This window comes from Pseudomonas costantinii (assembly GCF_001870435.1).
Classification (GTDB): domain Bacteria; phylum Pseudomonadota; class Gammaproteobacteria; order Pseudomonadales; family Pseudomonadaceae; genus Aquipseudomonas; species Aquipseudomonas costantinii.
Map to the genome: position 1 here is coordinate 35,587 of NZ_MDDR01000009.1, position 26,275 is coordinate 61,861.

General features: G+C 59.9%; 20 protein-coding genes. 4 read left to right on the plus strand and 16 right to left on the minus strand.

The features are described 5' to 3' along the window. Positions 1 to 159 precede the first annotated feature (159 nt). The gene (locus BFL40_RS07170) at positions 160 to 384 is read left to right on the plus strand and encodes a YgdI/YgdR family lipoprotein (protein ID WP_071483296.1); all 225 of its coding nucleotides are present in this window, start codon (positions 160 to 162) and stop codon (positions 382 to 384) included. Positions 385 to 437: 53 nt separating this feature from the next. On the opposite strand, the gene BFL40_RS34035 is transcribed toward BFL40_RS07170, so the two are convergent. After that, the gene (locus BFL40_RS34035; RefSeq protein ID WP_162843021.1) at positions 438 to 602 is read right to left on the minus strand and encodes a hypothetical protein; all 165 of its coding nucleotides are present in this window, start codon (positions 600 to 602) and stop codon (positions 438 to 440) included. A gap of 192 nt (positions 603 to 794) precedes the next feature. Here BFL40_RS34035 and BFL40_RS07175 point away from each other — a divergent pair, with 192 nt between their 5' ends. Beyond that, positions 795 to 1,067, plus strand: a complete 273-nt coding sequence (locus BFL40_RS07175) for a hypothetical protein (RefSeq protein WP_071483297.1) — start codon at positions 795 to 797, stop codon at positions 1,065 to 1,067. Between the two features lie 16 nt (positions 1,068 to 1,083). Here the strand turns inward: BFL40_RS07175 and BFL40_RS07180 are convergent, their stop codons facing one another. The 10 genes from BFL40_RS07180 to BFL40_RS07225 form a co-directional block, all read right to left on the minus strand. Beyond that, a complete protein-coding gene (locus BFL40_RS07180; protein WP_071483298.1) occupies positions 1,084 to 2,514 on the minus strand; it encodes a polyurethane esterase in 1,431 nt (476 codons plus the stop codon). Between the two features lie 94 nt (positions 2,515 to 2,608). Beyond that, positions 2,609 to 5,719 (minus strand): autotransporter serine protease, encoded by a 3,111-nt coding sequence (locus BFL40_RS07185; RefSeq protein ID WP_071483299.1) that lies wholly within the window; start codon positions 5,717 to 5,719, stop codon positions 2,609 to 2,611. A gap of 88 nt (positions 5,720 to 5,807) precedes the next feature. After that, positions 5,808 to 8,765: an autotransporter serine peptidase EprS gene (gene eprS / locus BFL40_RS07190; protein WP_071483300.1), complete on the minus strand. Its 2,958-nt coding sequence runs from the start codon at positions 8,763 to 8,765 to the stop codon at positions 5,808 to 5,810. 30 nt (positions 8,766 to 8,795) lie between these two features. Then, positions 8,796 to 10,130 (minus strand): TolC family outer membrane protein, encoded by a 1,335-nt coding sequence (locus BFL40_RS07195; protein ID WP_071483301.1) that lies wholly within the window; start codon positions 10,128 to 10,130, stop codon positions 8,796 to 8,798. A 2-nt stretch (positions 10,131 to 10,132) separates the two neighbouring features. Next, positions 10,133 to 11,446 carry an HlyD family type I secretion periplasmic adaptor subunit gene (locus tag BFL40_RS07200; RefSeq protein WP_071483302.1) on the minus strand — a complete coding sequence of 438 codons (1,314 nt, stop codon included), beginning with the start codon at positions 11,444 to 11,446 and terminating at the stop codon, positions 10,133 to 10,135. Then, entirely contained in the window at positions 11,443 to 13,194 is a 1,752-nt protein-coding gene (locus BFL40_RS07205) for a type I secretion system permease/ATPase (protein WP_071483303.1), read from the minus strand. The genes BFL40_RS07200 and BFL40_RS07205 overlap by 4 nt, the downstream gene beginning before the upstream one ends. Before the next feature lie 104 nt (positions 13,195 to 13,298). After that, positions 13,299 to 13,667 (minus strand): protease inhibitor Inh/omp19 family protein, encoded by a 369-nt coding sequence (locus tag BFL40_RS07210; RefSeq protein ID WP_071483304.1) that lies wholly within the window; start codon positions 13,665 to 13,667, stop codon positions 13,299 to 13,301. A gap of 48 nt (positions 13,668 to 13,715) precedes the next feature. Then, positions 13,716 to 15,149: a serralysin family metalloprotease gene (locus BFL40_RS07215; protein ID WP_071483305.1), complete on the minus strand. Its 1,434-nt coding sequence runs from the start codon at positions 15,147 to 15,149 to the stop codon at positions 13,716 to 13,718. Positions 15,150 to 15,516: 367 nt separating this feature from the next. Next, positions 15,517 to 16,620 (minus strand): DmpA family aminopeptidase, encoded by a 1,104-nt coding sequence (locus tag BFL40_RS07220; RefSeq protein WP_071483306.1) that lies wholly within the window; start codon positions 16,618 to 16,620, stop codon positions 15,517 to 15,519. Between the two features lie 9 nt (positions 16,621 to 16,629). Continuing rightward, positions 16,630 to 17,994, minus strand: a complete 1,365-nt coding sequence (locus BFL40_RS07225; RefSeq protein ID WP_071483307.1) for an APC family permease — start codon at positions 17,992 to 17,994, stop codon at positions 16,630 to 16,632. A gap of 199 nt (positions 17,995 to 18,193) precedes the next feature. On the opposite strand from BFL40_RS07225, the gene BFL40_RS07230 reads away from it, so the two are divergent. Next, on the plus strand, positions 18,194 to 18,988 hold the full coding sequence (locus tag BFL40_RS07230) for a helix-turn-helix transcriptional regulator (RefSeq protein ID WP_071483308.1): 795 nt from the start codon (positions 18,194 to 18,196) through the stop codon (positions 18,986 to 18,988). A gap of 273 nt (positions 18,989 to 19,261) precedes the next feature. Here BFL40_RS07230 and BFL40_RS07235 read toward each other — a convergent pair whose 3' ends face one another. The 4 genes from BFL40_RS07235 to BFL40_RS07250 are packed head-to-tail and all read right to left on the minus strand — an operon-like array spanning position 19,262 to position 23,035. Then, entirely contained in the window at positions 19,262 to 20,341 is a 1,080-nt protein-coding gene (locus tag BFL40_RS07235) for a polyamine ABC transporter substrate-binding protein (RefSeq protein WP_071483309.1), read from the minus strand. Positions 20,342 to 20,401: 60 nt separating this feature from the next. Further along, a complete protein-coding gene (locus BFL40_RS07240; protein WP_071483310.1) occupies positions 20,402 to 20,743 on the minus strand; it encodes a cupin domain-containing protein in 342 nt (113 codons plus the stop codon). Between the two features lie 26 nt (positions 20,744 to 20,769). Next, positions 20,770 to 22,176, minus strand: coding sequence for an NAD(P)/FAD-dependent oxidoreductase (locus tag BFL40_RS07245; RefSeq protein WP_071483311.1), 1,407 nt, complete (start codon positions 22,174 to 22,176; stop codon positions 20,770 to 20,772). A gap of 49 nt (positions 22,177 to 22,225) precedes the next feature. Beyond that, positions 22,226 to 23,035: a helix-turn-helix transcriptional regulator gene (locus BFL40_RS07250; RefSeq protein WP_071483312.1), complete on the minus strand. Its 810-nt coding sequence runs from the start codon at positions 23,033 to 23,035 to the stop codon at positions 22,226 to 22,228. Between the two features lie 236 nt (positions 23,036 to 23,271). On the opposite strand from BFL40_RS07250, the gene BFL40_RS07255 reads away from it, so the two are divergent. Continuing rightward, the gene (locus BFL40_RS07255) at positions 23,272 to 23,544 is read left to right on the plus strand and encodes a DUF1652 domain-containing protein (protein WP_071483313.1); all 273 of its coding nucleotides are present in this window, start codon (positions 23,272 to 23,274) and stop codon (positions 23,542 to 23,544) included. 68 nt (positions 23,545 to 23,612) lie between these two features. Here BFL40_RS07255 and BFL40_RS07260 read toward each other — a convergent pair whose 3' ends face one another. Continuing rightward, positions 23,613 to 26,060 (minus strand): UvrD-helicase domain-containing protein, encoded by a 2,448-nt coding sequence (locus BFL40_RS07260; RefSeq protein ID WP_071483314.1) that lies wholly within the window; start codon positions 26,058 to 26,060, stop codon positions 23,613 to 23,615. Between the last annotated feature and the right edge of the window lie 215 nt (positions 26,061 to 26,275).

Here is a 26,275-nt window from a genome sequence, read left to right on the forward strand (position 1 = left end):
CATACAGATTGCCGCCATCCACCGATTGTTGCAATTGGTAATAGATAAATGGCGCACGCAACTTTCTGTATAAAAGTGATCAGATGAGGGTGTTGATCGCGTAACATTTGCTGTCCGCAGCCCATGGCGCGGGACTTTTCAGGGTTAAAGGTAAGGGTTATGAACATGAAGATTTTGGGGCTGCCGCTGGTTGCACTCACTCTTTTGGTATTGGCCGGTTGTGCGACGCAAACCGTAGTGACATTGCAAAATGGCACGCAGTATTTGACCAAGGACATGCCTAAAACCAACACCTCCGACGGTTTCTATGAATTCATCGACATCGCCGGCAAGCACGTGCGAGTCAAGCCCTCGGATGTAGCGACGGTACGCAAGGAAAACTGACAACAAAAAAAGCCCCGATATTCGGGGCTTTTTTGTTCAGGGCTGTCACTCGATCAGTACCGGTAGTACGGGTGGTAATACGGGTGATAGTAAGGATGGTAATAGTACGAGTGGTAGTACGGGCGGTAGCAGCATGGGCCCGGATAGGCCGGATACACCGCGCACCCGCCCAACCCCAGCAGTACCAAGGCGCACAGCAGCAATCGAAATCGGGACATGCTCAGCTCCTCACACATGACGCGCGAAACATCTCGCAGGTAGTCATTGAACGTGTGAGACCGGCTTGATCCGTCGCAGTCTTCAGCCGTCGATACGTGAAGATTTATTTACCGAAGGATTTTCCCCGCTCCGGCGTTTAACCGATAAGCCACCTTCATCTTCGAAGGCGGTAGAACGGAGGAACGACGGCCATGGCACGCATGTCCCGAACGCTACGCGCTCTTTTGCTCATTCCCCTGACCCTGGCGGCCCTGGCGAGTACGCCGGTGTTTGCCGACACCCTCATCATCCGCCAGCCTCCACGGGTGATCGTGGTGCAAGCCCCGCCGCCACCGATCTATTACGGTCATTGGGGTTACGGCCCGCGGCCTTATTACTATCCACACCATTATTACGGCTATGGCTATGGCTACCCCCACCGGCCGCACTGGGACGGCGGCTGGCGGGGGCACCATTGGCATTGACAGGTGGCGCGTGTAATCAGCTGATCACAACACCGTCCGCCCACAGGCCGCCATGCCCGACGCCGACCAAGGTCACCGAGTCGGCGCCAAACGTGAGCACCGTATCCGCGCCGACCACCTTCGCGTGGTCACGCAGGTCGGTGCTCCCCTCCACATCCTTGAACACCAGCTTGTCCGTGGCCTGGTAACCAATGACGCGGTCGTTGCCAAAGTGGCCGCTGAACAGAAAGGTGTTATGGCCGCTGTTGTCGCGGATCGTGTCATTGCCTTTGCCGCCCTCGATAAAGTCCGCGCCCTTGCCGCCCTGGATCAGGTCATTGCCGTCGCTGCCGATAATGAAGGTGTTGCCCTTGTGCGCTTCGGCATTGCGGTTAAGGTCCTGGACCCAGGTGTTAGCCCGCGCGGGGTCGGACAGGTTGGCGACGATTACCGTGGAGTCACGGGTCATCTGGTCGTAGAACCCGGATTCGAGAACCCGCGTCATGCCATCGCCATAGCCGGTGGGCAAATGTGAAACCCAGGTCGGCAGGTTGACGATGGAAAACGGCAGCACATTCCACAGCGTCGAAGCGTAGTGGTCGTTGAAGCTGACAATGTTATCCGTGGTCGACTCGTGGGGCTTGTCGTGCACGCCCAACGACGACAGGTTGAACGAGGAGCCGTCCAGCGCGCGGAACACCGGGTCGTTCTCGTAGCCGATGTTCAGCACTTTGTCGCCGGCGCTCTGGGTCGGTGATGCATAGGCGACATAGTTGGCGTCCTTGTAGAAGCCCGACCATTTGTTGTTGCTCAAGTCCGCCATGCTGTTGACCGCCAAACCGCCCAGGCTATGGCCGCTGACCACCACGTCCTTGCCGCTCAGGCCATGGGCCGCCGCATAGTCGGCGACATTCTTGAGCAAGCCGCCAAAGGCTTCGCCTGCGTAGTTTTTCGCATAATCCTTGGGCCCCAAGGCCGCGAGCAGGTCGTTGATCAGGTCGCCGATGGAATCGCTGATCAAGGTTTCCCGTGGCCCCGACGTGCCGCGAAAACCGATGCCGATTTCCAGCAGCTTGCCGGCGTCATCGTACTTGCCGAGCACCTCGACTTGCGCCGTGGTGTAGCCGGCCTTTTCGCCAAAGAAGGTGCCCCGCCCATCGACCTTGCCGTCGTAGCCCAGCGTGCTGGCGCTGATCGGCGTCCACCCGGCTTTTTGCACCGCTTCAAGGGCGGCTTTTTCCGAGTCGGGGTTCCAGGGAATGCCGGGGATCACACCTTGTGAATCCGTGCTGCCCAGCAACGCACCGACCAGCGTGGCCGGCAAGCCGAACCCCAGGCCGTTGTGCTGGTAGCCTACGGCAAAGCCGTTATCCAGGTTGTGGTAGGAATACAACGTGATCGCCATGGCATCGGCGAACAACGCTTTGGAGCCCTCGGTCCCGAGGTTTTTATAGTCAAAGATACCCATGGTAGTGCCTCTCTGTTGTTGGATTTGTAGAGAAAGCCAAAACACTTGTACCCACGGTGAACGAGCCTGCTCGCCCACCGTGATCGCTAAAACCTCAGAACGCCCAATCGAGGCTCACCCCCACCCCGTGGACTTTTTCCTTGCCTGCCAGCAGGCCGTTGTAGTCAAAATTCACCCGCGCGTCCTTGCTCAACGCCAGGCTCACGCGCGCTCCGACCAACGCGGCATCACGCACCATCGGCGAACTTTCCACCGCAAACGACGGGCCGCCCGAGGCAAACGCCAGGTGCTGTTCGGAATCGGTGCTGCTCAGGTTGTGCTGCCAACCCAAAGTGCCGGACACCTCCAGTTGCTGGTGGTCATTCACATTGAAGGTCTTCAAGGCGCGCACGCCCAAGGTGCTCAGCACCAGGTCGCGGCTGTCGTCGTGGCTCTTCAGCGCGGCAGCGTCACCCTTCTCGGTGAAGCCATCGGTGTCCAAGTGCACATAGGCCAGGTTGGCGAACGGCTCCAGGGCCAGGGGTTGCAGGTTGACGCGGTAGGCCGCCTCGGTGAACACCTGGGTGCTGCGTGCATCGACCTTGGCTTTTTGCTTGCCGGACACATCGCCGTATTGCAGATCGCGCTTCACATCCGCTCGGTGCCAGCTGTAGGTCGCGCCGCCGCTGAGGCGCAAGGCGCCGATTTCATGCCCGGCGTAAGCGCCCAGGTGGTAGCTGTCGACTGAGGCCCGGCTATGGGTGTCGTCTCCCATGTTCAACGAGGTGTCGCTGTAGCCTGCCACCAAACCGATACGGGTCGCTTCGTCCAACGCGCCATCTACCCCGGCCAGCATGCCGCCGATGGAGGTGGTGTAGCCCGCCGTGTCGCTGCGACTGTCGGTCTTGCCCCACGCCCCCAACGCCTTGAACCACACGTTGCCACGGCTGTCGACGGTTTGACTGGTCGCGCCCATCTCACCATTGCGCAGGCGCTCGCCTACCGCTTCGCGCACGTAGCGGCTGTCATTGACCAGTGCACTCTCTAACGCCGGGTAGATTTCCCCGGTCAGCTGTTGAAACGCACCTTGTGCCGAAGCCGCATTCGGCGCCGCCAGCAGGCTTTCATACACCGCATTGCCTGCGCCCAGCCTCTCGGCGGCGGTAGCCACGGAAGCCTGGTTTGGCGTGGCGGCCGCACTGGCAAAACTATTGGCGTTACGCACCACATCCAACTGCACACCGGTGGCCGCGTAGTTCAAGGTGCCGCCGAGAAACAGGTAGTTGGGCAGCACCGAACCAAAGCTGCCAGTAATACCGCCTGCGGCTTGCAGGATGTTGTACTGGCGACCGATCAAGCTGTCGGCCTGTGCGCCTGTCAGCAGGGTCGGGCTGTTTTCCAGGGCCAAGGTCACGGTGCCACCGTTGAGCGTGGCGGTGCCGCTGGCGACGATGCGATCGCTGCTGGTCGGCGACAACTCCACCGCGTAGGTCGACCCGGCGTCGAAGGTGACATTGCCCGCCACATTCAGCGTGCCGATGGAGTTACCCGGTGCCACGGTACCGCCGCTTCTAGCGGTCAGCGAACCGATGCGTCCCGAACCACCGACTACGCCGCTCTGGCTGACGGTGACGTCGGAGGTGACCGAACCGTTGATCGCCAGCAAACCTTGATTGACCAACGTCGGGCCGCTGTAGGTGTTGGTGCCGGTCAGCACCAAAGCGCCGATGCCCTGCTTGGTCAGGCCGCCATGACCCGATATGTCATTGCTCCACACATCCCGCCCGCAATGCACGTCGCTGCACAGGCGCTGCGTGGGTTTGCCCGCGTCCACCACGGCGCCAATCCCCGGCAGGTCGGCAACAAACTGGCCGCTGCCGTACGCGCCGTCGATGCGAAACTCTGCCGGGATATCCTCAGCCGTGATGAACATCCCCGGCCCGCTGACCGCCTTGCCCAGGTTGATCATGCCCCAGCCATACAGCGAGTCGATGCCGGGTGCACCGAGGTCGGTGGCAGTGGTTTTGAGCAGCGTGGAGATCTGCTCGCCGTTCATGTACGGGAAGCGCTCCATCAATACCGCCGCGCTGCCGGCCACATGCGGCGCGGCCATGGAGGTGCCGTTGAAGTTGGCGTAATCGGTAGTGAGGTTTGTAAGGCTGGTGCCGTTGATCACCGAGCTGTAGATCTTGGTGCCCGGCGCCGACACGCAAAAACTCGCCGCATAACCACAGCGCGAAGAGAACGTACTGATCACATAAGGATCGGGGCTGGCGGTATTCGGGTTTTGCTGCAAGGCCGCCACAGACAACCAGTTGGGCGCAATCTCCGGCACAAAGTACGCCAGCCCCGAAATCGCATCGGGGTTGTTGCGGTTGTAGTCGTTACCCGCGGCAAAGATGGTCAACACGCCGCTGCGCGCAGCGTCGATCGCCCCTTGATAAGCGCCGCCTGCGACGGTGCCGAGAATCGGCCGGATGTGATTGAACTGCGCCTGGGCTTCATTCACCGTGAAGTTCGGGAACGCCGGATCGCGGCCACCCTTGGCGTACTGATCACCGATACCGATGCCCCAGCTGTTGTTGATGATCCGCGCGCCGCTGGCGACCAGTGCATCCCAACCGGCTTTGTACACCGCGCCATCGTTGCCCAGGATGATCCCGTCTTCCGGCCCCGGGTCGCCGTTTTCGGCGCTGATGATTTGCGCGTTGAACGCCACGCCGTGCATCGGCCCGCCATCGCGGTTACCGGCGGCGATACCGCCGACATGGGTGCCGTGGTTACCCAGCTTGCCGTTGGATCCCAGGGACGGTGTGCCGTCGTAGCGAAACGCATCGCCCGCTTTCACCGGAATATACGGGTCGGTGTACTGGCGAATGCCCTCGGTGACAATCGTCACCACTTTGCCCGGGCTGGCGAACTCCGGATGTTGGGCGTACACCGGCTGGTCGAAGATCCCCAGCTTGATGCCTTTGCCGGTGTAACCGGCCGCATAGGCGGTATCGGCGTGTACGGCGCCCAGGCCCCAGTCGGCCTTGAACTCATTGCTGCGCCAACTCGCGACGTCGCCCAGCTTGCCGGTTTCCACATAGGGTGCGGCCTGGGCGGTCCCCAGGCTTGCCAGGCAACACAGCAATGCACCGCATGGCGCACGGCTCTTGGCCTTGAGCGGGTAGCCCGGGCCTGTGTGAGTGGCGGTAATTAACCCTGACTTGCGTTTGTTCACGGTGACCTTCCTTAGTTTTCTTATTGCCGGTATGTGAATCACTTTCTCCTGCACACCGCAGCGCCCACCTTTTTGATCCGCGGTGCTTTTAGAACTGCCAGTTCAAGCTCAGCCCCACGCCCTGGGTTTTCTCCCGTCCACCCAATTGGCCGGTGTAATCGAGGTTCACCCGTGTGGACGGGCTCAACGCCAGGCTGGCCTGCACACCGATCAACGCCGCATCACGCAGCAACGGCGCGCTACTCACGGCAAATGAAGGGCCGCCCGCGGCAAACGCCAAGTGCTCTTCGGACTCAACGGCGGTGAGGCTGTGTTGCCAACCCAGCGAACCAGACAGTTCCAGTTGCTGGTGATCGTTCAGAGGAAGGGTTTTGAGGGCACGCACACCCAGGGTGCTGAGCACGGCATCACGCCGATCACTGCCGCGTTCCAGGGCTGCGGCATCGCCTTTTTCGTGGAAAGACTCACTGTCCAGGTGCACATAGGCCAGGTTGGCGAACGGCTCCACAGCCAACGGTTGCAAGTGAATGCGGTACGCGGCTTCGGTGAACAACTGGGCAGTGCGCGCCTCCAGCTTGCCCTTCTGCTTGCCGCTGACTTCGCCGTATTGCAGGTCGCGCTTCACATCACCGCGATGCCAGCTGTAGGCACCGCCGACGCTTACCCGCCAGTCGCCCAATTCACGCCCGGCATAGGCGCCCAAGTGGTAACTGTCGATGGACGCCGATGAGTGAGTGCCGCTGCCCATGTTCAATGAGCTGTCGCTGTAGCCGGCGACCACACCCACACGCGTCTGCTCATCCAGCGCACCGTCGACCCCGGCCAACAGACCACCAATCGAGGTGGTGGAGCCCGCCGTTTCGCTGCCGCCGTCCGTCTTGCCCCAGGCCCCGAGCGTCTTGAGCCACAGGTTGCTTTCACCGGTCACCGGCACATGCCGCAGACGCTCGCCCACCGCGTCGCGCAGTTGCAGGCTGTCGTTGATCAGCATGGCGCCAATCGCCGGGTAAATTTCACCCGACAGCTGCTGCAAGCCTTGCTGGGCCGATGCCAGGGAGTCCGACAGCAGCACACTTTCATACACCGGGTTACCGGCGCCCAATTGCTCGGCGGCGACGGCGACAGCGCGCTGGTTACGGGTAGCGGCGACACTGGCGAAGGTCTTGTTGTTGCGCACCACATCCAGTTGAACGCCATTGGCGGCATAGTCGAGTGTGCCGCCAATAAACAGGTAGTTGGGAAGCACCTGCCCAAACTGGCCCTGAATGCCGCCTGCCGCCTGGAGGATGTTGTATTGGCGACCGATCAGGCTTTGGGCCTGGCTTTGGCTGAGCACGGTAGGGCTGTTCTCGAGCGCCAGGGTGACGGTGCCGCCACCCAATATAGCCTTGCCACCCGCGACGATAAGGTCACTGCGGGTGGGCGTCAGTTCCACGGCATAGGTGGAACCTGCCCCCAACGTCACATCGCCGGCCACGTGTAAGGCACCCACTGAATTCCCCGGCGCCACCGTGCCGCCGCTGTTCACCGACAACGCGCCGATACGCCCGGAACCGCCGAGGGTGCCGCTGGCGTTGACGGTGACCGCTGACGTCAGCGAACCGTTTACCGCCAGCAGGCCGCCATTGACCGTGGTTGCGCCGCGATAGGTGCTGTCGCCGCTGAGCAGCAGGCGGCCGTCGCCCGATTTGACCAGGCTGCCTTCGTACACCCGGTTTGCGCCAGCTTGATCGCGTGCACTGCCGACGGCGTAATCGGTCTTATCCTGCTGGCTGGCAGTGGCACTCACACCGTTTTGCCAACCCTTGTCGATCAGGGTTTGCTGCCAAGCGGCGTGCTCGATGCGGTCTTCCGACTGGCGCTGGAGCAACGCCTGGTCAGAGATCCCGTTGCTCCACACATCACCCTGCCCGGCCGCCAGGTTTACATTCATCGCGCCGAGCAATTGCCCCGGTCCGTGCATCGCCCGGCCCAGATCCGGCACGCCCCAGCCCACGATGGTGTTGGGCGCCTGAGTGATCGAGCCGTCGAGTTGTGTGGCGGTGGTCAACAGCACCTGCAACGCCTGCTCATTGTTCATATAAGGATAGCGTTCCATCACCAGTGCCAACGCGCCGGTGGCATGCGGCGCCGACATCGAGGTGCCGGATTTCACGCCATAGCCGCCATCGGGAATGGTGCTGTTGATCAGCGCACCCGGGGTTGAAATGCACCAGTACTTGGCGATGCCGCACTTGTTATATTTCTGGTTGTTGGCTTTATCCAGCCCCGACACCGCGAGCCAGTGGCCCTCCAGCTCCGGCTGGAAATACGGCAACGCCGAGCGCACGCTGGCATTCGCGTAACCGCTGTTACCGGCGCTGAACACATTGATGACACCGGCCTTGGCCACATCCGCCGCCGCGTCCAGCCAGGTGCCCTGGTTGTAATGCTGGGCGTAGGCCGCGTACAGGTCGCCAAGGGTCTGGTAGCTGACGTCCTTGGGCTGGCTGCCCCAACTGTTATTGATGGCGCGCACACCGGAATCCACCAACGCGCTGTACACCGCCTTGAAGTATTTCGGGTCGGGCGTCGGGCCAAACAGGAAGCTGTCGTTGGCGTTGGTGTTGCCCACGTAGATTTGCGCGTTGTACGCCACGCCGTGCATGCCCACGCCATCGCGTGCCGCGCCCATGGTGCCGGTGACGTGGGTGCCGTGGGAGTCGTTGTTGGGGTTAAGTGCGCCGGTGGTGCTGAACGGGCGGCCATCGACATAAGTGCCGGTGGCGGTGACGGGGTGGAAGCGCTCTTTGGAGGCTTGCGGGTGATTGGCATCGAACCCCGAGTCCAGTGCGCCGATTTTCACCCCGCTGCCGCTGATCCCGGCAGCGTAGGCCTCGTTGGCCTTCATGCGCTCCAGGCCCCAGTCGCTCTGGAACTCGGCGGAACGCCAACTCGCGGGATTACCCAACTGGCCGGTCTCAGTGTATTGCGCCTGAGCGGCCACGGAAAACAGCAGCAAGGAGCCTGCGGTAAAGGGTTTGAAGCGAGGTAAATCGGTGATCATCTAAACCATCCTTGTTGTTTTTATGGATGTTCATTTCACAGGTCCGAAGGCCTCATCTACCTTGGCCAAGTCGGTGTCGCGCAAGTTGCCCGCGTAGTAGTGCAATTTGGTCCAGGCCATCAAATAGTCGTAACGCGCCTGGGCCAGGTCGCGGCGAGTGCTGTACAGCTGCTGCTCGGCGTTAAGCGCGTCGAGGTTGACCCGCTCGCCGCCGAGGATGCTTTGCTTGGTCGACACCACCAGCGCTTCGGCGGAGGTCAGGGCCTTTTGATACGCGCGCAACTTGCTCACGCCCGACAGGCAGGCGCTGAACTGGCGGCGCAGCTCAATCAGGGTTTCGCGGGTCTTGCCTTCCAACTCGTACTCGGCCTGCTCCATGGCGCGGCTGGCCTGACGGGTGGATGCAGAGATGCCGCCACCGGCATACAGCGGCAAACTGACTTCGACGCCGATGGTGTTGGTGTCATAGCGCTGGTTGTAGGTGTTGCCGCTGTCGGACTCCTGCAGGCGTGAGCTGGCATACGCTGTGATCTTCGGCAGGTGCCCGGCGCGGTTGCGTTCCACTTCATAACGCGCCACTTCCACTGCCTGGCGCTGGGACGCAAGCGTGGGGTTATTGCTGACCGCCAACTCGTGCCAGGTGTCGTAGTTGGCAGGTGTCAGCGTGAAGGCCGCGAAGCTTTGGTTCAGCGGCGCCAGGTCGTTGATGTTGACGCTCTGCACGCCAATCAACGCGCCCAGCTCTCTTAATGACGCGTCCTGCTCATCCAGCGCCTGGATCTCTTCGGCGGTGGCCAACTCGTAGCGCGATTCGGCCTCAAGGATGTCGGTGCGGGTGCCCTCGCCCTGTTGGAACAGGTGTTGGTTCTGCTGGAATTGCTGCTCGTAGGCTTTCTTCTTGGCGCGGGCGATGTCGATCTGATCCTGGGCAAACAGTGCCTGGGTGTAATAGGTCAACACCCGCACCAACAAGGCCTGGCTTTTGTCGCGAAAGCTTTCATCGGCAAACAGTGACTGAGCCACGCCTTTGCGGTAGTTGGCATAGGCTTCGTAGTCGAACAAGGGTTGTTGCAGGCTGAACGTCGAGCCGTAGCTGTCGTAGTTGCGGTTGTCTTGATAATTGCCGCCACGCCCGTCGGGCAAGGTGGCCTTGGAGTTGTTACGGCCCTTGTTGTAGTTGTAGGACAGCTTGGGCAGCAGGCCGGCACGGCCGATGGTGCGGTTTTCCAGACCGGCGTCGCGCTCCTTGATCGCACCGAGGAATACCGGGTCGTTACGCAGGGCTTGCTCATAGACATCGAACGGGCCCATGGCGGCTTGGGCGCTGGTGCAGCTCAACAGCAAGGCAATGAACACAAGCTTCATGTTCATTCCTCGGTCAACGCGGAGCCGGCGCGATCGAGCAGCGGCTTGAACAGGTAATTGAGCAACGACCGCTCACCGGTGCGCACGAACATCTCGGCAGGCATGCCCGGCTTGATCACCAGGCCATGGAGTTTCTCCAACGCGGCCTCACTGACCGTGGTGCGCAGCACGTAGTACGGCTGGCCGGTTTTCTCATCGAGCATCTGGTCGGCGGAAATCAGGCTGACCTCCCCCGGCACGCGTGGTGTACGGCTCTGGTTGAAGGCGGTGAACAGGATGTCGACCGGCAAGTGAGTGCCGACTTTGTCCACCAAATGCACCGGCAAGTGCCCTTCCACTTCCAGGCGCGTGCCCTGGGGCACGATTTCCAACAGGGTTTCACCGGCACGCACCACGGCGCCTTCGGTGTGTACGCCGAGGTTGACCGCAATGCCATCGGCCGGGGCGTTGATTTCGCTGTGTTGAAGGTCAAACCCGGCGGAGGTGAGTTGCTGCTCCAGGGTCAGGCTGCGCAGTTGCGCGTCGGCCAGTTGGCTGCGCACCTCCTTTTGGTATTCCTCGCTGTGCTGCTGCAACTTGAGGCGTGACTCGAGGATGCCCTGCTCCACACGCCCACTTTCGCCGGTGTTTTGCGACAGGTCCTGCTGCACTTGGGATAACTGGCGCTGGTACTCCATCAGCCGGTTACGCGGGATGTAGCCATTGTCGGCCAAAGGTTGCAGGTTGCTCAGTTGGTCGCGCAGGGATTGGGCCTGGGCCGTCAGGTCGCTACGGGCGCGGCGCATGCCACCCAATTGTGAGGTGGCGCCTTCGATATTCGCGCGAATCCCCGCTTGTTCACGGGCAAAGGCCTCGCGGCGGCTGCTGAACAGTTGGCGTTGACCCTCCAGCACCAACGCGAGGGCCTGATCCGGGTTGGCGCTCAGTTCGGCGGGAAAGCTGATGCTAGTGCGGTTGTCGCGTTCGCTTTGCCAACGCGCCACGCTGGCCCAGGCCATGCGGTACTGGGCTTGCAGCGACTGCACATCGGCCTGGTTCTGGGTCTGGTCGAGGCGAAACAATGGCTGACCTTGCTTCACCAGCTCGCCCTCCTTCACCAGAATGCGGCTGACCACGCCGGGGCTGAAGGTTTGTACCGCCTTGCGCTTGCCCGAGACCACCACCGTGCCTTGGACCGGAATGCCTTGGTCCAGCGGCGCCAAACTGGCCCAAAGAAAAAAACCGCCCGCGCCGACAACCGTCAGCAACCAGCCCATGCGCACAAAGAAACGTGCGTCGCGTTGTTCAAAACGTGGCTCAACAGTGAGGCTGCTCATGCGCCTGGATTCCTTCCGGCTGAATACTGACGGCTAAGGCTCACACCGGCCTTTTCCCGTGGTGCTTCTTGCTGCCCGGACAAGGCGCGCAGCACTTCCTGGCTGGGTCCGAACGCCTGCAGGTGCCCTTCGTTGAGCACCAGCAACTTGTCGGCTTGGGCCAATGCCGAGGAGCGATGAGTCACCAGCACCACGCTGCTGCCCTGGGCTTTCATCTGCACGATGGCGCTGGCCAACGCGGCTTCGCCGACGGTGTCGAGATTGGAGTTGGGTTCATCCAACACAATCAACCGAGGCCCGCCGTACAGGGCACGCGCCAAGGCCACGCGTTGTTTCTGACCACCGGACAGCCCGCCGCCGTTGTCGCCCAGCACGGTGTCGTAACCTTGGGGCAGGCGCAGGATCAGTTCATGCACGCCGGCTTGTTGCGCGGCCTGCACCACCAGCGCAGGGTCTGCATCGCGAAAGCGCGCAATGTTGTCGGCGATGCTGCCGCTGAACAGTTCGATGTCCTGGGGCAAGTAGCCGATATGCGGGCCGAGATCGTCACGGTCCCAACGATGGATATCTGCGCCATCCAGGCGCACGGTGCCCGCCAGGGTCGGCCACACACCGACCAACACGCGGGCCAGGGTGGATTTGCCGGAACCCGAGGCGCCGAGCACGCCCAGTACTTCGCCCGCGCCCAGGTTGAAGCTGACTTGATGCAAGGTCGCCATACGCCGCCCCGGCGGGCCCGCGCTGACTTGCTCGAAACTTACCTGGCCCTTGGGCGCCGGCAAGGCCATCTGCTCGACTTCCGGTGGAAATTCGCGCAGCAGTTCGTCGAGACGCTGGTACGCCAACTTGGCCGAACTCCATTGCTTCCACACCGCAATCAATTGGTCGATGGGGCTGAGCACCCGTCCCATGAGGATGGAGCCTGCGATCATCATCCCGGCGGTCATATCGCCTTTGATCACCAGCAACGCGCCCAGGCCCAGTACCAGGGACTGCAAACACAGGCGCAAGGTTTTACTCAGCGAGGTAATCACCGAACCGGTGTCGCTGGCCTTGTTTTGCAGGCCCAGAAACTGCGAATGCACGGCAAACCAGCGTTTGCGCAACGCGCCCAGCATGCCCATGGCCTGGATCGTCTCGGCGTTGTGCAAATGGCTGGTGGCCAACTGGGTGGATTGCTGCGAGTAGCCACTGGCTTCACCCAATGGTTTTTTGGTGAGGTATTCGTTCAGGCATGCCAGGGCGATCAGCAGCACCGCACCCGCCGTGGCCAACACGCCGAGCCATACGTTGAACAGGAAAATCACAAACAAATAGATGGGAAACCACGGCGCATCGAAAAACGCGAACAGCGCCGGTCCCGTGATGAATTGGCGAATATGGGTCAGGTCGCCCAGGGATTGCCCGGCATGCCCCTGACCACGCTGCAGGTTGCGTTCAAAGGCGGCTTTGTACACGCGCAAGTTGAAACGCCGCTCCAACTGGCTGCCAATGCGGATCACGATAAAGCTGCGGACGACCTCCAGCGTGCCAATAAAGGCGAAGAAGCCGACGACCATCAGCGTCAACATCACCAGGGTGGTTTCATTCTGGGAGGACAGCACACGGTCATACACTTGCAACATGTAAATCGACGGCACCAGCATCAGCAGGTTAATCAATGCGGTAAAGCAGCCAACGCTGATCAAAATACTCTTGTATTCACCCAGCGCCCTAAAAAGGGGCGCAACCGCATGGGACTTCGCCATATCGTCTGATCTTCCCTGAAGCGAATTACACGCAACAGTTGCCCGTATCCCTAAACAAGGGACGGCCAACTATTAAAATCGAGTTATATGCTTATAACAAACAACTAAGGTGTTCGTTGTAATACAACTTCGGCGCCTGACGGTGTACGCCCTTTATATTCGCCTTCTTTCTGGCGATTCAAATGGGTTATCCCGGTGCCTTCGGCATTCATCAGCCAGATACCGTCCGGCGTCGGCGACCAGGTCAGGGGTTTATCGCCCAGCCATTGCTCGACACACGCGACATCGCCGGCCAGGGCGTTCGCCTGTTCCAACAGGTCCAGTGCGCAGACTTGATCCTGTTGCTTCAACTCCCAATGGCCGGCCAATTGGGCGGTGGTGGGTAACACGAGACTACTCGCCATTACGTGGGCTCCTGCCGATACGAACAACACCTGTGAAGCACAGGCGATCAAATGAGAAAAACGCGGCATCTCAAGCTCCATCATAGAGCGCGGCGCCGGAGCGCCGCGCGCTTTACATCACGCTACGATGTCGCTGACCGCTGCCTGGCCGACGGTGGTGACGAGGAAATCCGCCACGCCGTGCCCGGAGAAGTCGACTGCCAACGTACCCAGGTTGGTACCTGCCGCGTAGGTCAGAACAGCATCGCCGGCATGCCCGGTGAACGCATTGACGAAGGTCAGGCCTGCACCTTTGGTGATACCGGACAGGTCGATCTTGTCCGAACCCGAGGTGAAGTCAAAGATCTTGTCCGACGCACCCGGCTTGGAGTCCGAGCTGGCACCGTACACGAAGGTGTCGTTGCCGGCGCCGCCCCACAGTTGGTCCGCACCGCCACCGCCGTAGATGATGTCGTTGCCGGCACCGCCCTTGATGATGTTGGCTGCGTTGTTACCAATGATCAGGTCGTTGCCCGAACCGCCGAACGCGTTCTCGACGGTAACGCCCTTGGCGATGGACACGTTGCCCACCAAGCCGCCAACGTCGGAGAACGAGGCCTCATTGAGGTTGATCTTCTGGTTCTGGGTGAAGCCGGAGAAGTCCAGGGTGTCGTTGCCACCACCGTCCCATACCGAAAACACCAGCTTGTCGGCGTTGGATGTGGCGCTATAGAAATCACGCCCGGTGTTGGAGTTGAAACCGTAGGTGGTGTCGCCAGCGCGGGTGTTGTAGTTGGCGCCGTAGAGCTTCTGGATCGCGGCAATGTCGTCGATCAGCGGGCCCGAAGAATAAGCTTCAACCCCGCCTTTGCTGAAGTTCTGGTTGGTGTTGCTCTCGCTCCAGTAACTCATGACGCTGTAGCCACGCGTGTCCTGTCCATAGGTCGCGTCGTTATAGGTCGGGTTGCCATTCCCGGCGTTGTAGTCGCCAGGGTGAGCCAGGCCCAGGGTGTGGCCGATTTCGTGGGTCAGGGTCTGCCGGCCATAGTTGTTCAGGTCCGGGGTCTTGTTCGGCGTGTAGCTGCTGTTGGTCAGGTACCACGACGTGCCGTCGTAGCCTGCGCCGGTGCCGGGCAGGTAAGCGAAGGCTGCCGCGCCGTCCTGGCCGCCGCTGTAGTTGCCGAAGGTCATGTGTGCGTCACCGCCGGTGGCCTTTTCGGTAAAGGTCACGTTGGCAACATCCGACCAGGATTGCATGGCCAGTGCGGCCTGTGCTTTCTGCTGGGCGTTGAACTGGCTGAACCCGGAGATGCCATGTTTATTCATGGTGCTCGAGGACGCCGAGGTCAGGAAGGTGTAAGTCAGATCAATCTTGCCGTTGCCATCAAAGTCCCGGTACGCAGCGCCGTCACGCAGCAGCTGGGTAGCTGCCTGGTCCACGGTGTAGGACGGTTTGCCATTGACCGTGAGGTTACCGCCACGGTCGTACAGATGGCTAAAGCTATCGATTTGCGAGTAAGCAGTGCTGGCTTGCGCGGCAGAAACAATAGCTTTGTCTTTTACTTTTGACATAAACGTACTTCCTTGTTTGCAAGTGCATCAGTCTTTGTTCGATAGGAACCTCGCGGGCGAGATAGTCCTATCACTCGCCTCTTTTGAAGGCGTATCGAAACTGACACAATCTGAAATCTTTCGTCTACACATATTTCCGCACTGAAAATGTGACGTAGATTCAACTTAAAGAAGTCGCGCGCAGCATTTATTGGGGGTCTTTGCTTTTGTCCGACAAAAAACCGCCCCCTTATATTTAAATATTAAATAGCGGTAACGCCGCTCAAGTTGAGCGGCGCACTTAAAAATGGATCCAATATATTGTCACGGTGTCATTGGCAACATTAAAGAGCCACCACTTACATCATATAATTAGAGTTGCCCCCTATTACCGGGACATACTCCAACCGGACTTGTGTAGTGCCTCCAATAATGTCTCGCTCTCCAACCCCGGAACCTTGACACCCTCGTCGGTGGTCATGTCTTCCCCCGCCAGCATGGCATTGATGATCGCCTCCTCCACCGCCTCCGCCGCCGCGCTGAACAACGGCGAAATGTGGTCGTTATTGACCATCTGCAAGGCGGTGCTCAGCGGCAAGCCCTTGCGCCCGTAATCCGCCGCGGGCACATCCTGGTTGCCGGTGGCGAAGGCCAGAAACAGGTCGCCGCTGGAGTCCTCGGTACCGCCGCCGGTGCGGGCAATACCGATGGATGCACGCTGCGCCAGGCGCTGGCATTGGTGTGGCAGCAAGGGGGCGTCGGTGGCGATGATCACTACGATCGAACCCATGCCCGGCGTGCCCCGCTCGGCAAACGGCGAAGCAATACCCATCAACTGGCGGCCTACCGGGTAGCCGTCGACCCGCAGTTCCTGGCGCTTGCCATGGTTGGCCTGCACCAGTACACCAACGGTCCAGCCGCCCTGCTCCGCAGGCAAACGCCGCGACGCTGTGCCGATACCGCCCTTGAACTCATGGCAGATCATTCCGGTGCCACCGCCCACTGCACCTTCCTGCACCGGGCCGGTTTCAGCGTTGTTCAGTGCCTCACGCACATGTTCCGGGCCTACGTGCTGGCCCCAGATATCGTTGAGCAGGCCGTCGTAGGTTTCCATCACCACCGGCATGCACCAGTACACCGCAGGGTCCGCCAGGCGCTCGCGCTCCAGGGCAATCAATGTATCGCGCACAATACCGATGCTGTGGGTATTGGTGATGGCCAACGGCGTGGTCAACAGCCCTGCCTCGCTGATCCACTCAAGGCCAGTCGCATCGCCATTGCCGTTGAGCACGTGGTACCCGGCGAAGCACGGCTGATACCGTGCCTCCCCGGCGCGCGGCTGGACCACGGTGACGCCGGTGCGCACCTGTTTACCGTCGATACGCGTCTTGAGCGTACTGTGGCCGACCCGGACGCCGGGAACATCGGTGATGGCATTCAATTCACCAGGCGTACCCAGCCCCAACGTGATGCCCAATTGACGTGCACGCATAACCACTCCTTACAATTTCTGAAACGCCGGACTCAACCGGCCACTGATGCAATACAAAATCACCGACAAGGCCAGCAAGCCGATGATGATCATGATGTCTCGCGCCGAAGCCGCCAGCGCCAGGGTCACTAACAGGTAGCCCGCGCCCAGCACTGCCAGCAACGCCGGCAGCGGCCACAGCGGCATGCGATAGGGGTGCTCGCGATCACGCAGCAGCACCCGGCTCATCAATGCGCACAAGGCCACCGCCAGGTACACCAACATAATCAGCAACACACTGAAGGATGTGAGGTCCGCCAGGTTGGAGCTGAAACTCAACAATGCCGAAGGGATCGCCAGGAACAGCGTAGCCAACCAAGGGGAATCCCAGCGCGGATGAATCCGGGTAAACAGCTTGTTGATACCTGGTGTCCACAATGCATCGCGACCACTGCTGAACACCACGCGGCCAATCTGGATGACGATGGCGACAATCGCGTTGAACACTGACAGGAAGATCCCCGCGCTGACCAACCGAGACAAGGTTTCATTGCCATGACTGGTCAACAGGTAGCCGATGGGGTCGGGGCTGCTGATCATCGCACTCAGCGACGGCGCGCCAATCAACAGCGCAGTGATGGGCACCAGTTCAATCACCACCACCAGTCCCAGGGACCACAACACCGCCTTGTGCACGCCCTTGCCACCGCACTTCATGTCTTCGGCCAGCAATACCGCCGGACCGTAACCATTGAACGAAAACAAACCGATACCGACCGCGCCAATCACCAACGCCCAGGGCGCCAAATGCAGTACGCCGTTTTCGACGATCTGCGGCTGAAACAGCACGCTGGCCGGCTGCACCGGGTTACCGAAGCCGATAAACACGATTACCAGCAAAGCGGCCACTTCCAGCAACAGGCAGGTGCCCGTGATCCAGGCATTCAGCTTGATATTGAGGATGCCCAGCGCGTAACTGCACACCACGATCACCAGCGCGACGGTTTGAGAATCGAACTTCGTACCCAAGGCATTATTCAGGTACGTCGCCGCGCCAGTGGCCAATACCGGCGGGATGAAGAGCAACATCACCAGCACCGTCAGGAAGGTCGCATAACCCGCCATACCGCCAAATACCCGCTTGGCATACACATATTCACCACCGGCGCTGTTGTGGGCACGGCCCAGTTCGGCGTAACAGAAGGCGAACATCAGCGCGAGCAAGGCGGCCATCACAAAGGCCAGGAATACACCGCTGCCCGCTTGCTGGATGGCAAAGGGCGCAATCACAAACACCGAGCTTGCAGGCGTTACGGCTGAAACCGTAATAGCCACTACATCGAAGACGCTCAGGGTGGGCTTGAGCACGCCGTCTGGCGCGGGGGAAGCACTCATATCGTTATCCTCTGTCGTTGTTTTTGGTAGGAGGCAGAAACGAAAAGTCGGGCTTTTGCGGGATATGTTTCCCACTGGATGGTGGGGAAAGTAAACGCTGTGTTTGCGTCAGCCAATTCCCCTATTGGCGTACTCCCCTTGACGACACCCGGCAAAAGCCGAACCCTTGGCCGATCTTTTGATGGCGGGAGCCTTTTACATGAGCCTGTTTAGAGAGGTCGGCATACACGCAGGCCTGGGCCGCACCGTCGCGCACATCGGCACCGAGCGGTTCTGGAAACAGCTGGTGCTGTTGCTGCACCAATGCTTGCCCTTTGATAACGCCCTGGCGATTTTCTATCCCATCGACGGCTCGCCCCAGGCCCTGGAAGAATACGACGCCCAGCCCAGCAGCAAACCGGCGTCGATGCTGGTTTACCTGAATGGCTTGTATTTGCTCGACCCATTCTTCCAGGCCTGTCGCGAAGGGTATGCCGATGGCGTGTACCGCCTGGAGGAAGTCGCGCCGGACCATTTTCGGCAAAGTGAATACTTCCTCAACTACTTCCACGACAACGTGCTGGAAGACGAGGTGCAATTTATCCTGCAACTGCCTGGCGCCGGGACGTTATCACTGTCGCTGGGTAGGCAGCGGGTGTTCAGCGCCGAAGAAACCGGGCTGATGACCACGGTGGCGGCGTGGGTGCTGCCGTTGATGCAGCAGCATTGGCAGCAAAGCACCCAGCGCGCACCGGCCGCCGAGGAAATGGCCAGCCAGATTCGTGACGCGATGAGCCATTTTGGGTGTGGGGTGCTTTCGGACCGTGAACTGGAAATTGCTCGCCTGGTATTGCGCGGGTTCTCTTCCAAAGCGATGGCTGAACGCCTGAATATCTCGCCGGACACGGTGAAGGTGCACCGTCGGCATCTGTACGCCAAGCTGGATATTTCGTCACAACCGGAGCTGTTTTCGTTGTTTATTCAGTCATTGGGGCATGACCTGGAAAACCCCTGATATCGGCGGTGCAGCCGACGCAGCCTCGTGCGCTTCTCGAAACTGCCCAACAACCAGTCGCCCAAGCTGCCAATCCGCAAAGATCGGCTCCCGGCCCTCCACCACGGCCGTGAGCAGATACACGCCACCTTCCTCTGACGCCCGTCCTAGACGTAAACGTGCGGACTTGTTCGACCTGAGCATTCCTTGCTCCCTGTTCGGCCATTGGGAGCAAGGAAACTACAGGCAAAGCGACCTAGACAACCGAACCGATGCACAACGAAATATTACCGATCAGCGCCCCATACGAATGGTATTCCACACCCGCGTACGGATCCGGTCGATATTCAGCGGCATCGCCTCCAGCGCAAACAACTTGCCCATCATTTCCGGGCTCGGATAGATCTTGGTGTCCGCCTTGATCTGCGGGTCTACCAGGCTATCGGCGGCGCTATTGCCGTTGGCGTAGTGCACTGAGTTGGTGATGTCGGCCATCACCTGGGGCTCCAGCAGGTAGTTCATGAAGGCATAACCGGCCTTTTCATCCGGGGCATCGGCCGGCATGGCAACCATGTCGAACCAGATCGCAGCGCCTTCCTTGGGAATCTGGTAACCGATCTTCACGCCATTCTTGGCTTCATTGGCACGGCTTTCAGCTTGCAGCACATCGCCGGAGAAACCGACGGCCACACAGATGTCGCCATTGGCCAGGTCGCCGGTGTATTTCGAGGAGTGGAAGTACGCCACATAGGGCCGCACTTTCATCAGCAGCGCCTCGGCTTTTTTGTAGTCTTCAGGGTTCTTGCTGTGGGGTGGCAAACCGAGGTAGTTGAGGGCGATGGGCAATAGTTCCGGGCCGTTATCCAGGATGGCCACGCCGCACTTGCTGAGTTTTTCCATGTATTCGGGCTTGAAGATCAGGTCCCAGGAATCCACGGGGGCGTTGTCCCCCAGCACGGCTTTTACCTTGTCGATGTTGTAGCCGATGCCGGTACTGCCCCACAGGTACGGGAAGCCATGGTCGTTACCCGGGTCATTGTTTTGCAGGGCCTTGAGCAATACCGGGTTGAGGTTCTTCCAGTTTGGCAACTGGCTCTTGTCGAGCTTTTTCAAGGCGCCGCCCTGGATCTGCCGCGCCATGAAGTGGTTAGACGGAAACACCACGTCATAACCCGAGTTGCCGGTCATCAGCTTGCCATCGAGGGTTTCGTTGCTGTCATACACGTCATAGCTGAAACCGATCCCGGTCTGCTTCTGGAAGTTCTTTGTGGTGTCCGGGGCGATGTAGCTCGACCAGTTGTAGATTTTCACCGTCTCGGCGGCCTGGCTGATAGAGGCCACCAACATCAAGGGCAACAGGGCAATGGCTTTCATGGTTCGATTTCCTGGCGGTTTTAGGGCTGTTTTTATGGCAGGCGATCAAGGATCAAAGCGTTACAGAATCAGTACGTAGGTCTTGCGCACGGTTTCCTGGATATCCCAGATTCCGGTGCTGTTGGCCGGTAACATCAGTGCGTCACCGGCTTCTATGTGAACGATTTCACCGTTGTCGGGGGTGAAGGTGCAGCGGCCCTGGATAAAGTGGCAAAACTCCTGGGATTTGATCTGCCGACGCCAGACGCCCGGGGTGCATTCCCAGATGCCGGTTTCGACGCCGTCGGTGCGCTCGACACTCAAGGTCGAGGCCACGGCAACCGGTTCGCCCAGGGGCACGGCCACCGGTGACGAGTCCGGCAGGTGGGCATTCAGCGCGTCTTTGAATTGAGTGATGCTCATGGGTTTTCCCGTGTGAGTGAAACGACTTAGTGCATAAAACCTTCCATGAACCCGGCCACGCCGGTCGCCAGCTTGCGGCGCCAAGGGGCGGTGTTGGGGTCGGCCAACACTTGGTCTTCATAGACAAAACTGCGAATGATCGCGTTGTAGCCCAGCCAGCGGCACGGCTCGGGCTCCCAGGCTTTGAGCGCGTCCAGGCCACGCTCGCGGATCACCCAGGGCTGTACGGTCAGCGGCGTGTCGAGGCCCAGGATCAAGTCCGCCAGCGTGCGGCCACCCAGGTTGGTGGCGCCTACGCCCTCCCCGCCGTAACCACCGGACAACGCGATACCGCTTTTGTGATCGCACAGCATGTGCGGCCGGAAATTACGCGACATGCCGAGGTTGCCGCCCCAGGAGTGGGTAATCCGAACCTGCTTCAGCTGTGGGAAGAGTTCGCCGAACAGGTAGCGACGCAGCTCTACTTCACTGTCGGTCAAATCAAAGTCATGGCGCAGCTTACCGGCGAATTGATAGCCACCACGGGCGCCGAACACCAGGCGGTTGTCTGCCGTACGTTGGCCGTAGGTGACCTGTCGGCTGCTTTCGCCAAACGCCTGACCGTGGCTCAAGCCAATTTCATCCCACGTGCTGGCCGACAGTGGCTCGGTGGCGACGATCAAGCTTTGCACCGGCAATTGGTAGCGCCCCAGGGGCGGCAGCGTATTGGCGTAACCTTCGACCGCCGGCACCACCCAAGCGGCGCGCACGCTGGCCTTGGCCGTGCGCAGGCTGCCGGACTGCCAATCGGTTACCGGGCTGTTTTCATAGATCGCAACGCCCATGCCTTCCACCACCCGGGCAAGGCCGCGCACCAGCTTGGCGGGGTTGATGGTCGCGACGTGGGGCGCATAGATACCGCCATAAGGCTTGGCGATACGGATCTGTTCGGCCAGCTGTTGCGGGCTCAACCAGCGATAGTCATCTTCGGTGAGGCCTTGGGCGTAGAGTTTGTCCAGGTAACGCCGCAGGCTGTCTTCCTGCTCAGGGTAGCGCGCGGCGCAATACAGGGCGCCGCCCTTGCGGTAGTCGCACTCGATGCCTTCACGGGCCAACACCTGGGCCACTTCATCGGGAATGCCGTGCAGCAGGTCAAACGAGGCGCGACGCTGTTGCGGGGCAAGGCCAGCCAGCAGGCGGTCTTCGCCCAACAGATTGCCCATCAACCAGCCACCGTTGCGACCCGACGCACCGAAACCGGCAGTCTGTGCCTCGATAATCGCAATTTTCAGCTCAGGGGCCTGGCGTTTCAGGTAGTAAGCGGTCCAAAGGCCCGTGTAACCGGCGCCGACAATGGCCACGTTGACGTCCAGGTCATGCTCCAGCGACGGCCGCGCCCGCAGCGGGTCGTCCAACTGGTCCATCCATAAACTGATATTGCGCCATGCCGGCATGCCAAGCTCCCCTACCTCGTTTCGATAGGGGCGATCCTAGAGCGCTGTGTTATTGGCTGTCTTGCGCGCGTGCACGCAGGGAAATTTGTTTGACGTAGGCTTTGGGCGATTGACCGGTGTGCTGGCGAAACGCGCTGTAGAACGCGGACAGCGAATTGAAACCGGCGGCAAACGCCAGGTCATCGACTTTGATCGGTGGCAGGGCTTTATCCAGTGCGGCCAGTAAATGCTGGAGCCGGGCCTGGTTGACGTAACGGTAGAAGCTCTGCCCGAGCACTTGGTTCAACAAGTAGGAAATCTGATTGCGGCTGTAGCCGCATTCCTTGGCGACCCGCTGCAGGTCCAACTCCGGATCCAGGTAGGGTTGCTTGAGGTCGAAATATTGCTGCAAATCATTGGCCATATGCCCCAATTGCTGGGGCGACAGGCCCAAGCGACTGACCGTCGGACGCATGGCCTGGGTCGGCTGCTCATGCACCAGCGACGCATATTCATTGACCCGCCAGATCAGCCCATCGCGCACGGTAATGGCTTCGCTAGTGCGAAACGACACCAGGCCCTGGCCGCCGCGCAAAGTAATGCGGTACTGGATAAACGCCGTGTCGCCGTCGGCGCGAATGCGGTCGATGTGTTCAATGGCCTCATCGGCACCGCGAGGCATGCTGGCTTGCAGGTACTCCCGCAGTTCGGCGTAACCCACCACGCGGTTCTGGAAAAAGTCGTGGTATTGGATGTGTGGATGATAGTAGGACATCACCCCATCAAGGTCTCGATGGCGCCAGCATAAGTGGTGACGCAAGACCAACTCGCCGGTGGCTTGAGTGTTTTGACAATCATCGTCTGGGGCAATCTCGGGCATGTAAGGCTCTGCGACGAATAAACGGCTGAGATTGCCGAATTTTACGGGGCGCTTCAATGGCCAATGGGTACTTCCGATTAAGGGCCAGATGACCCACATCAACTTATCGGAAAGGAACCGCCGAACGGGGCATAAAAACTCACCTTGTACTTGCGAACGAATGCTATTTTGAGGTTCTTCGATGCCACGACCAGTGAAGGTTATGGCCCCCTCCGGCGAGCTAAAGGAAGCGCTCAATGAACAAGGTGGGCAACATGAATAAAGTGACGTTCCCCAACGCCTGCCAGCTGATGCGCTGGCATTTTCATCCGATGGGCTTCGAGGGGAGCATGGACGCCCCCGGCAGTATGGTCGCCCGCCTGTTCGACCGTGCCAGCGGCGAGACGTTGATCGCCATCGCCGGCATCCCCTGCGCCACCGTGATGAATGCCAGCGATGTGGAGCGCATCATCGAGGCGGTCGAGGATGAACTGGCGAGTTTTGTGCCGTCGCTGTCTTTGCGGGCCTGAGCACGATCTATCAGGCAACGAATAACCAATGTGGGAGCCTGCTCCCACATTTGGATTGCATTCACTCTCTAGCTGCGTTGATCATCAAAGAACGCCTTTTTGCCATCTACCCGCTCCGACGCCCTTGGCACATTCACGCCTTGGCCTTCCGGTTTCTCCACATACCAATAACAATGGCTGACCGCACGGGTAATGCCGACATAGGCCAGGCGCAGTACTTCGTCTCTTTGCGCATTGTCATACGGCTCGCTGTCACCGTCCTTGCCAAGCCCGGCCATGCGGTAGACCTGGTTCTTGTAAGGCGAACTGGTGACATGCTGGCAATCACCAAGCAGAAAAACAGCATCCGCTTGCAGACCCTTGGCACTGTGATAGGTCAACTGCTTCAACCTGCGGTCCTGTGGAGGCAAACTAGAATCCACATTAACTACAGACTGAATATGCTCTTGTATCAATAACTTATCGCTACTTTTTCGATAAAGCATTAACACTGAATCACCTTTTTGATAGCGCTCCAGCAACTGCCGCCCGAGCGCCGCATCGTCCCGCGCCAGCACCATGACAGGTACCAGTGCCTTGGGTTCGCCACTGGCCTTGGCCTTCTTACCCGGGATCGCCGGCGCGGCACGCACAATATGCTCGGCGGCGTCGATGATGTGCTGATGGCTGCGGTAGTTCTCACTCAACATCACGCGAGTGGTGCTCGGCGACGCAAATTCCTTGTTGAACGCCATGAAGTACTTGGGCGAACTGCCGCGCCAGCCATAGATCGACTGCCAGTCATCCCCCACGCACAGCAGCGACGAGCGTTGCGCACCCCGGCCCACGTGCATTGCCGGGCCACGGCTACGGATTTCGCGCAAGCTGGCACGAATCCACGAAACGATCTGCGGTGAGACGTCCTGGAATTCGTCAATCATCAGGTGCGACATCGGCCGCAACAGTGGATCGCTGAGCAACTTGAGGTTTTCCGGGGTGTTCTCGCCAAACAGCGAGAACATCCGGTTGTAGGTCATGATCGGCGGCGACTGGTCCAGCAAGTGGTCTTCCAGGGCCTTCCAGAAAATGCTCAAGGCTTCGAAGAAGAACCGGTCGGGGTCATCCTTGGCAAAGCTCATCTGGCCCACGGCGGTTGGCACGTCCAACCCGAGATTCTCGATAAACCCGGCAGCCATGACAAAGCTGTCCAGCAACGGCGCTGAGGCCAGCTCGCCTTTGACCTTGTAATCAAAGCCCGGCCCGGCAGTAGCATCCCCGACGAGGCTGCTCAAAAGACGCTTTGATGATTCATAACTATCTAGCCATATCATTGGCTTACGACAGAAAGCTTGAAACAAGGTGCGCTTAACCGCCCACTCCGCGCGTACTGCCAGTTTTGAATTCGGTCGGCTGATCTGGGCGTTCTCCCGCGAGTCGAAGCCCAGCACCACCCAGGCATCCAGCTGCGGGATGTAGCCGTGGCAGTGAAATTGCGCACCGTTGATTTCGAAAGTCTGGCGGCTGGGCTCGATCCCCTTGATCGGCCAGGCGCCCGCTTGAAACCACAGGTCTTCGATCACATCGCAGAGTTCTTCATCACGTTTGGCTGCAAGCTCCGTCACCGCCACGCGCTTCTGTACATCCGGATGATCGCGCTCCAGCTCCTTAAGTTGCAGGCCATGGCGGGCCAACGGCGCAATCAGCTCGCGAAAGCGCTCATGTCGGCCATGCAGCCGGTGGTAACAGGCATTCATCTGTTGGCGCTGGGCGTCGCTGATGCGCAGGTCGAATGGGTTGCTGTCAGCGTCTTCAAAACCGCTGCTGAGGTTCTCGAAGGCCTGCAACCGCTCAAAACCCGGCAGGCTGCGGACCATCGGCAAAATGCGCGAGTGAAAGGTGCGCACAACGGCCTGGGCTTCTTTGAAGCCAAGGGGTTGGCCCCACAGGCTGAGAATTTCCATGAGCTTGTTGATGAAGTCTTTGCGCGACTCGCGAGTGAAGGTCACCACCGTCATCGAGCTGAGTTCAAAACCCAAGTAATGGGTCAACAGCAGGATACGCAGCACCAACGAAGTGGACTTACCCGCACCCGCACCAGCAATCACTGAGGTCGAGGGTGTGTCGCTGAAGATCATCTTCCATTGCGCGGCACTCGGCTGCGCATGGGCCGGGAGCAAACGCGCCACGTCAGCCTTGATGCGTTTCTTCACGTCGGCGGTCAGGGGCAAGCGCCAATCGTCGAACAGGCTGTCATCCACGCCGGGGGCACGGTGCTCATCCGGGCGAAAATCACGAATCAGCAAGACCTGGCGACCTTCCTCGATACCGTCCGCCTTGCCCTCGCGGTAGCCATACTCCACACCGGCCTCATGCCCGCTGCGAAATCCGTCGGCCTGCCCGTGCAGCCAGGAAAACCGGTGCTGGGCACGCAGGCGCGTCAGGCCATGGCCAAACAAGCGGGCTGCGAGCCGTTTCAGCAGGGGCATTTCGGCTAATGGGCGAAGTTCTGGGGGCAGATCAGGCGTTTGTTGCGGCACGCGGACTCCAGCGATGAGGTGGTTTTAGCGAATGCGCCATGGTCGCCGGAATCGGCGTTCAGTTCCAGCCAATTGCTTTGACGTCATGCAGTTAGGCGATGAAGTGAAAGTCAAAACGCCAGCAAGCAATCGAATTAATGGATAGGAATCCGGCACTTTTTACGCTTTTTATCGATCATGTACTGCTGGATCATGGGCACCATCAACAGGAGACG

Coding starts and splice junctions, on each gene's coding strand:
- BFL40_RS07235 (WP_071483309.1), bottom strand. CDS start 20,341: ATGAAAGCCATTGCCCTGTTGCCCTTGATGTTGGTGGCCTCTATCAGC.
- BFL40_RS07200 (WP_071483302.1), bottom strand. CDS start 11,446: ATGAGCAGCCTCACTGTTGAGCCACGTTTTGAACAACGCGACGCACGT.
- BFL40_RS07255 (WP_071483313.1), top strand. CDS start 23,272: ATGAACAAGGTGGGCAACATGAATAAAGTGACGTTCCCCAACGCCTGC.
- BFL40_RS07180 (WP_071483298.1), bottom strand. CDS start 2,514: ATGGGTATCTTTGACTATAAAAACCTCGGGACCGAGGGCTCCAAAGCG.
- BFL40_RS07210 (WP_071483304.1), bottom strand. CDS start 13,667: ATGCCGCGTTTTTCTCATTTGATCGCCTGTGCTTCACAGGTGTTGTTC.
- BFL40_RS07240 (WP_071483310.1), bottom strand. CDS start 20,743: ATGAGCATCACTCAATTCAAAGACGCGCTGAATGCCCACCTGCCGGAC.
- eprS (WP_071483300.1), bottom strand. CDS start 8,765: ATGATCACCGATTTACCTCGCTTCAAACCCTTTACCGCAGGCTCCTTG.
- BFL40_RS07205 (WP_071483303.1), bottom strand. CDS start 13,194: ATGGCGAAGTCCCATGCGGTTGCGCCCCTTTTTAGGGCGCTGGGTGAA.
- BFL40_RS07195 (WP_071483301.1), bottom strand. CDS start 10,130: ATGAAGCTTGTGTTCATTGCCTTGCTGTTGAGCTGCACCAGCGCCCAA.
- BFL40_RS07170 (WP_071483296.1), top strand. CDS start 160: ATGAACATGAAGATTTTGGGGCTGCCGCTGGTTGCACTCACTCTTTTG.
- BFL40_RS34035 (WP_162843021.1), bottom strand. CDS start 602: ATGTCCCGATTTCGATTGCTGCTGTGCGCCTTGGTACTGCTGGGGTTG.
- BFL40_RS07250 (WP_071483312.1), bottom strand. CDS start 23,035: ATGCCCGAGATTGCCCCAGACGATGATTGTCAAAACACTCAAGCCACC.
- BFL40_RS07225 (WP_071483307.1), bottom strand. CDS start 17,994: ATGAGTGCTTCCCCCGCGCCAGACGGCGTGCTCAAGCCCACCCTGAGC.
- BFL40_RS07220 (WP_071483306.1), bottom strand. CDS start 16,620: ATGCGTGCACGTCAATTGGGCATCACGTTGGGGCTGGGTACGCCTGGT.
- BFL40_RS07245 (WP_071483311.1), bottom strand. CDS start 22,176: ATGCCGGCATGGCGCAATATCAGTTTATGGATGGACCAGTTGGACGAC.
- BFL40_RS07215 (WP_071483305.1), bottom strand. CDS start 15,149: ATGTCAAAAGTAAAAGACAAAGCTATTGTTTCTGCCGCGCAAGCCAGC.
- BFL40_RS07175 (WP_071483297.1), top strand. CDS start 795: ATGGCACGCATGTCCCGAACGCTACGCGCTCTTTTGCTCATTCCCCTG.
- BFL40_RS07230 (WP_071483308.1), top strand. CDS start 18,194: ATGAGCCTGTTTAGAGAGGTCGGCATACACGCAGGCCTGGGCCGCACC.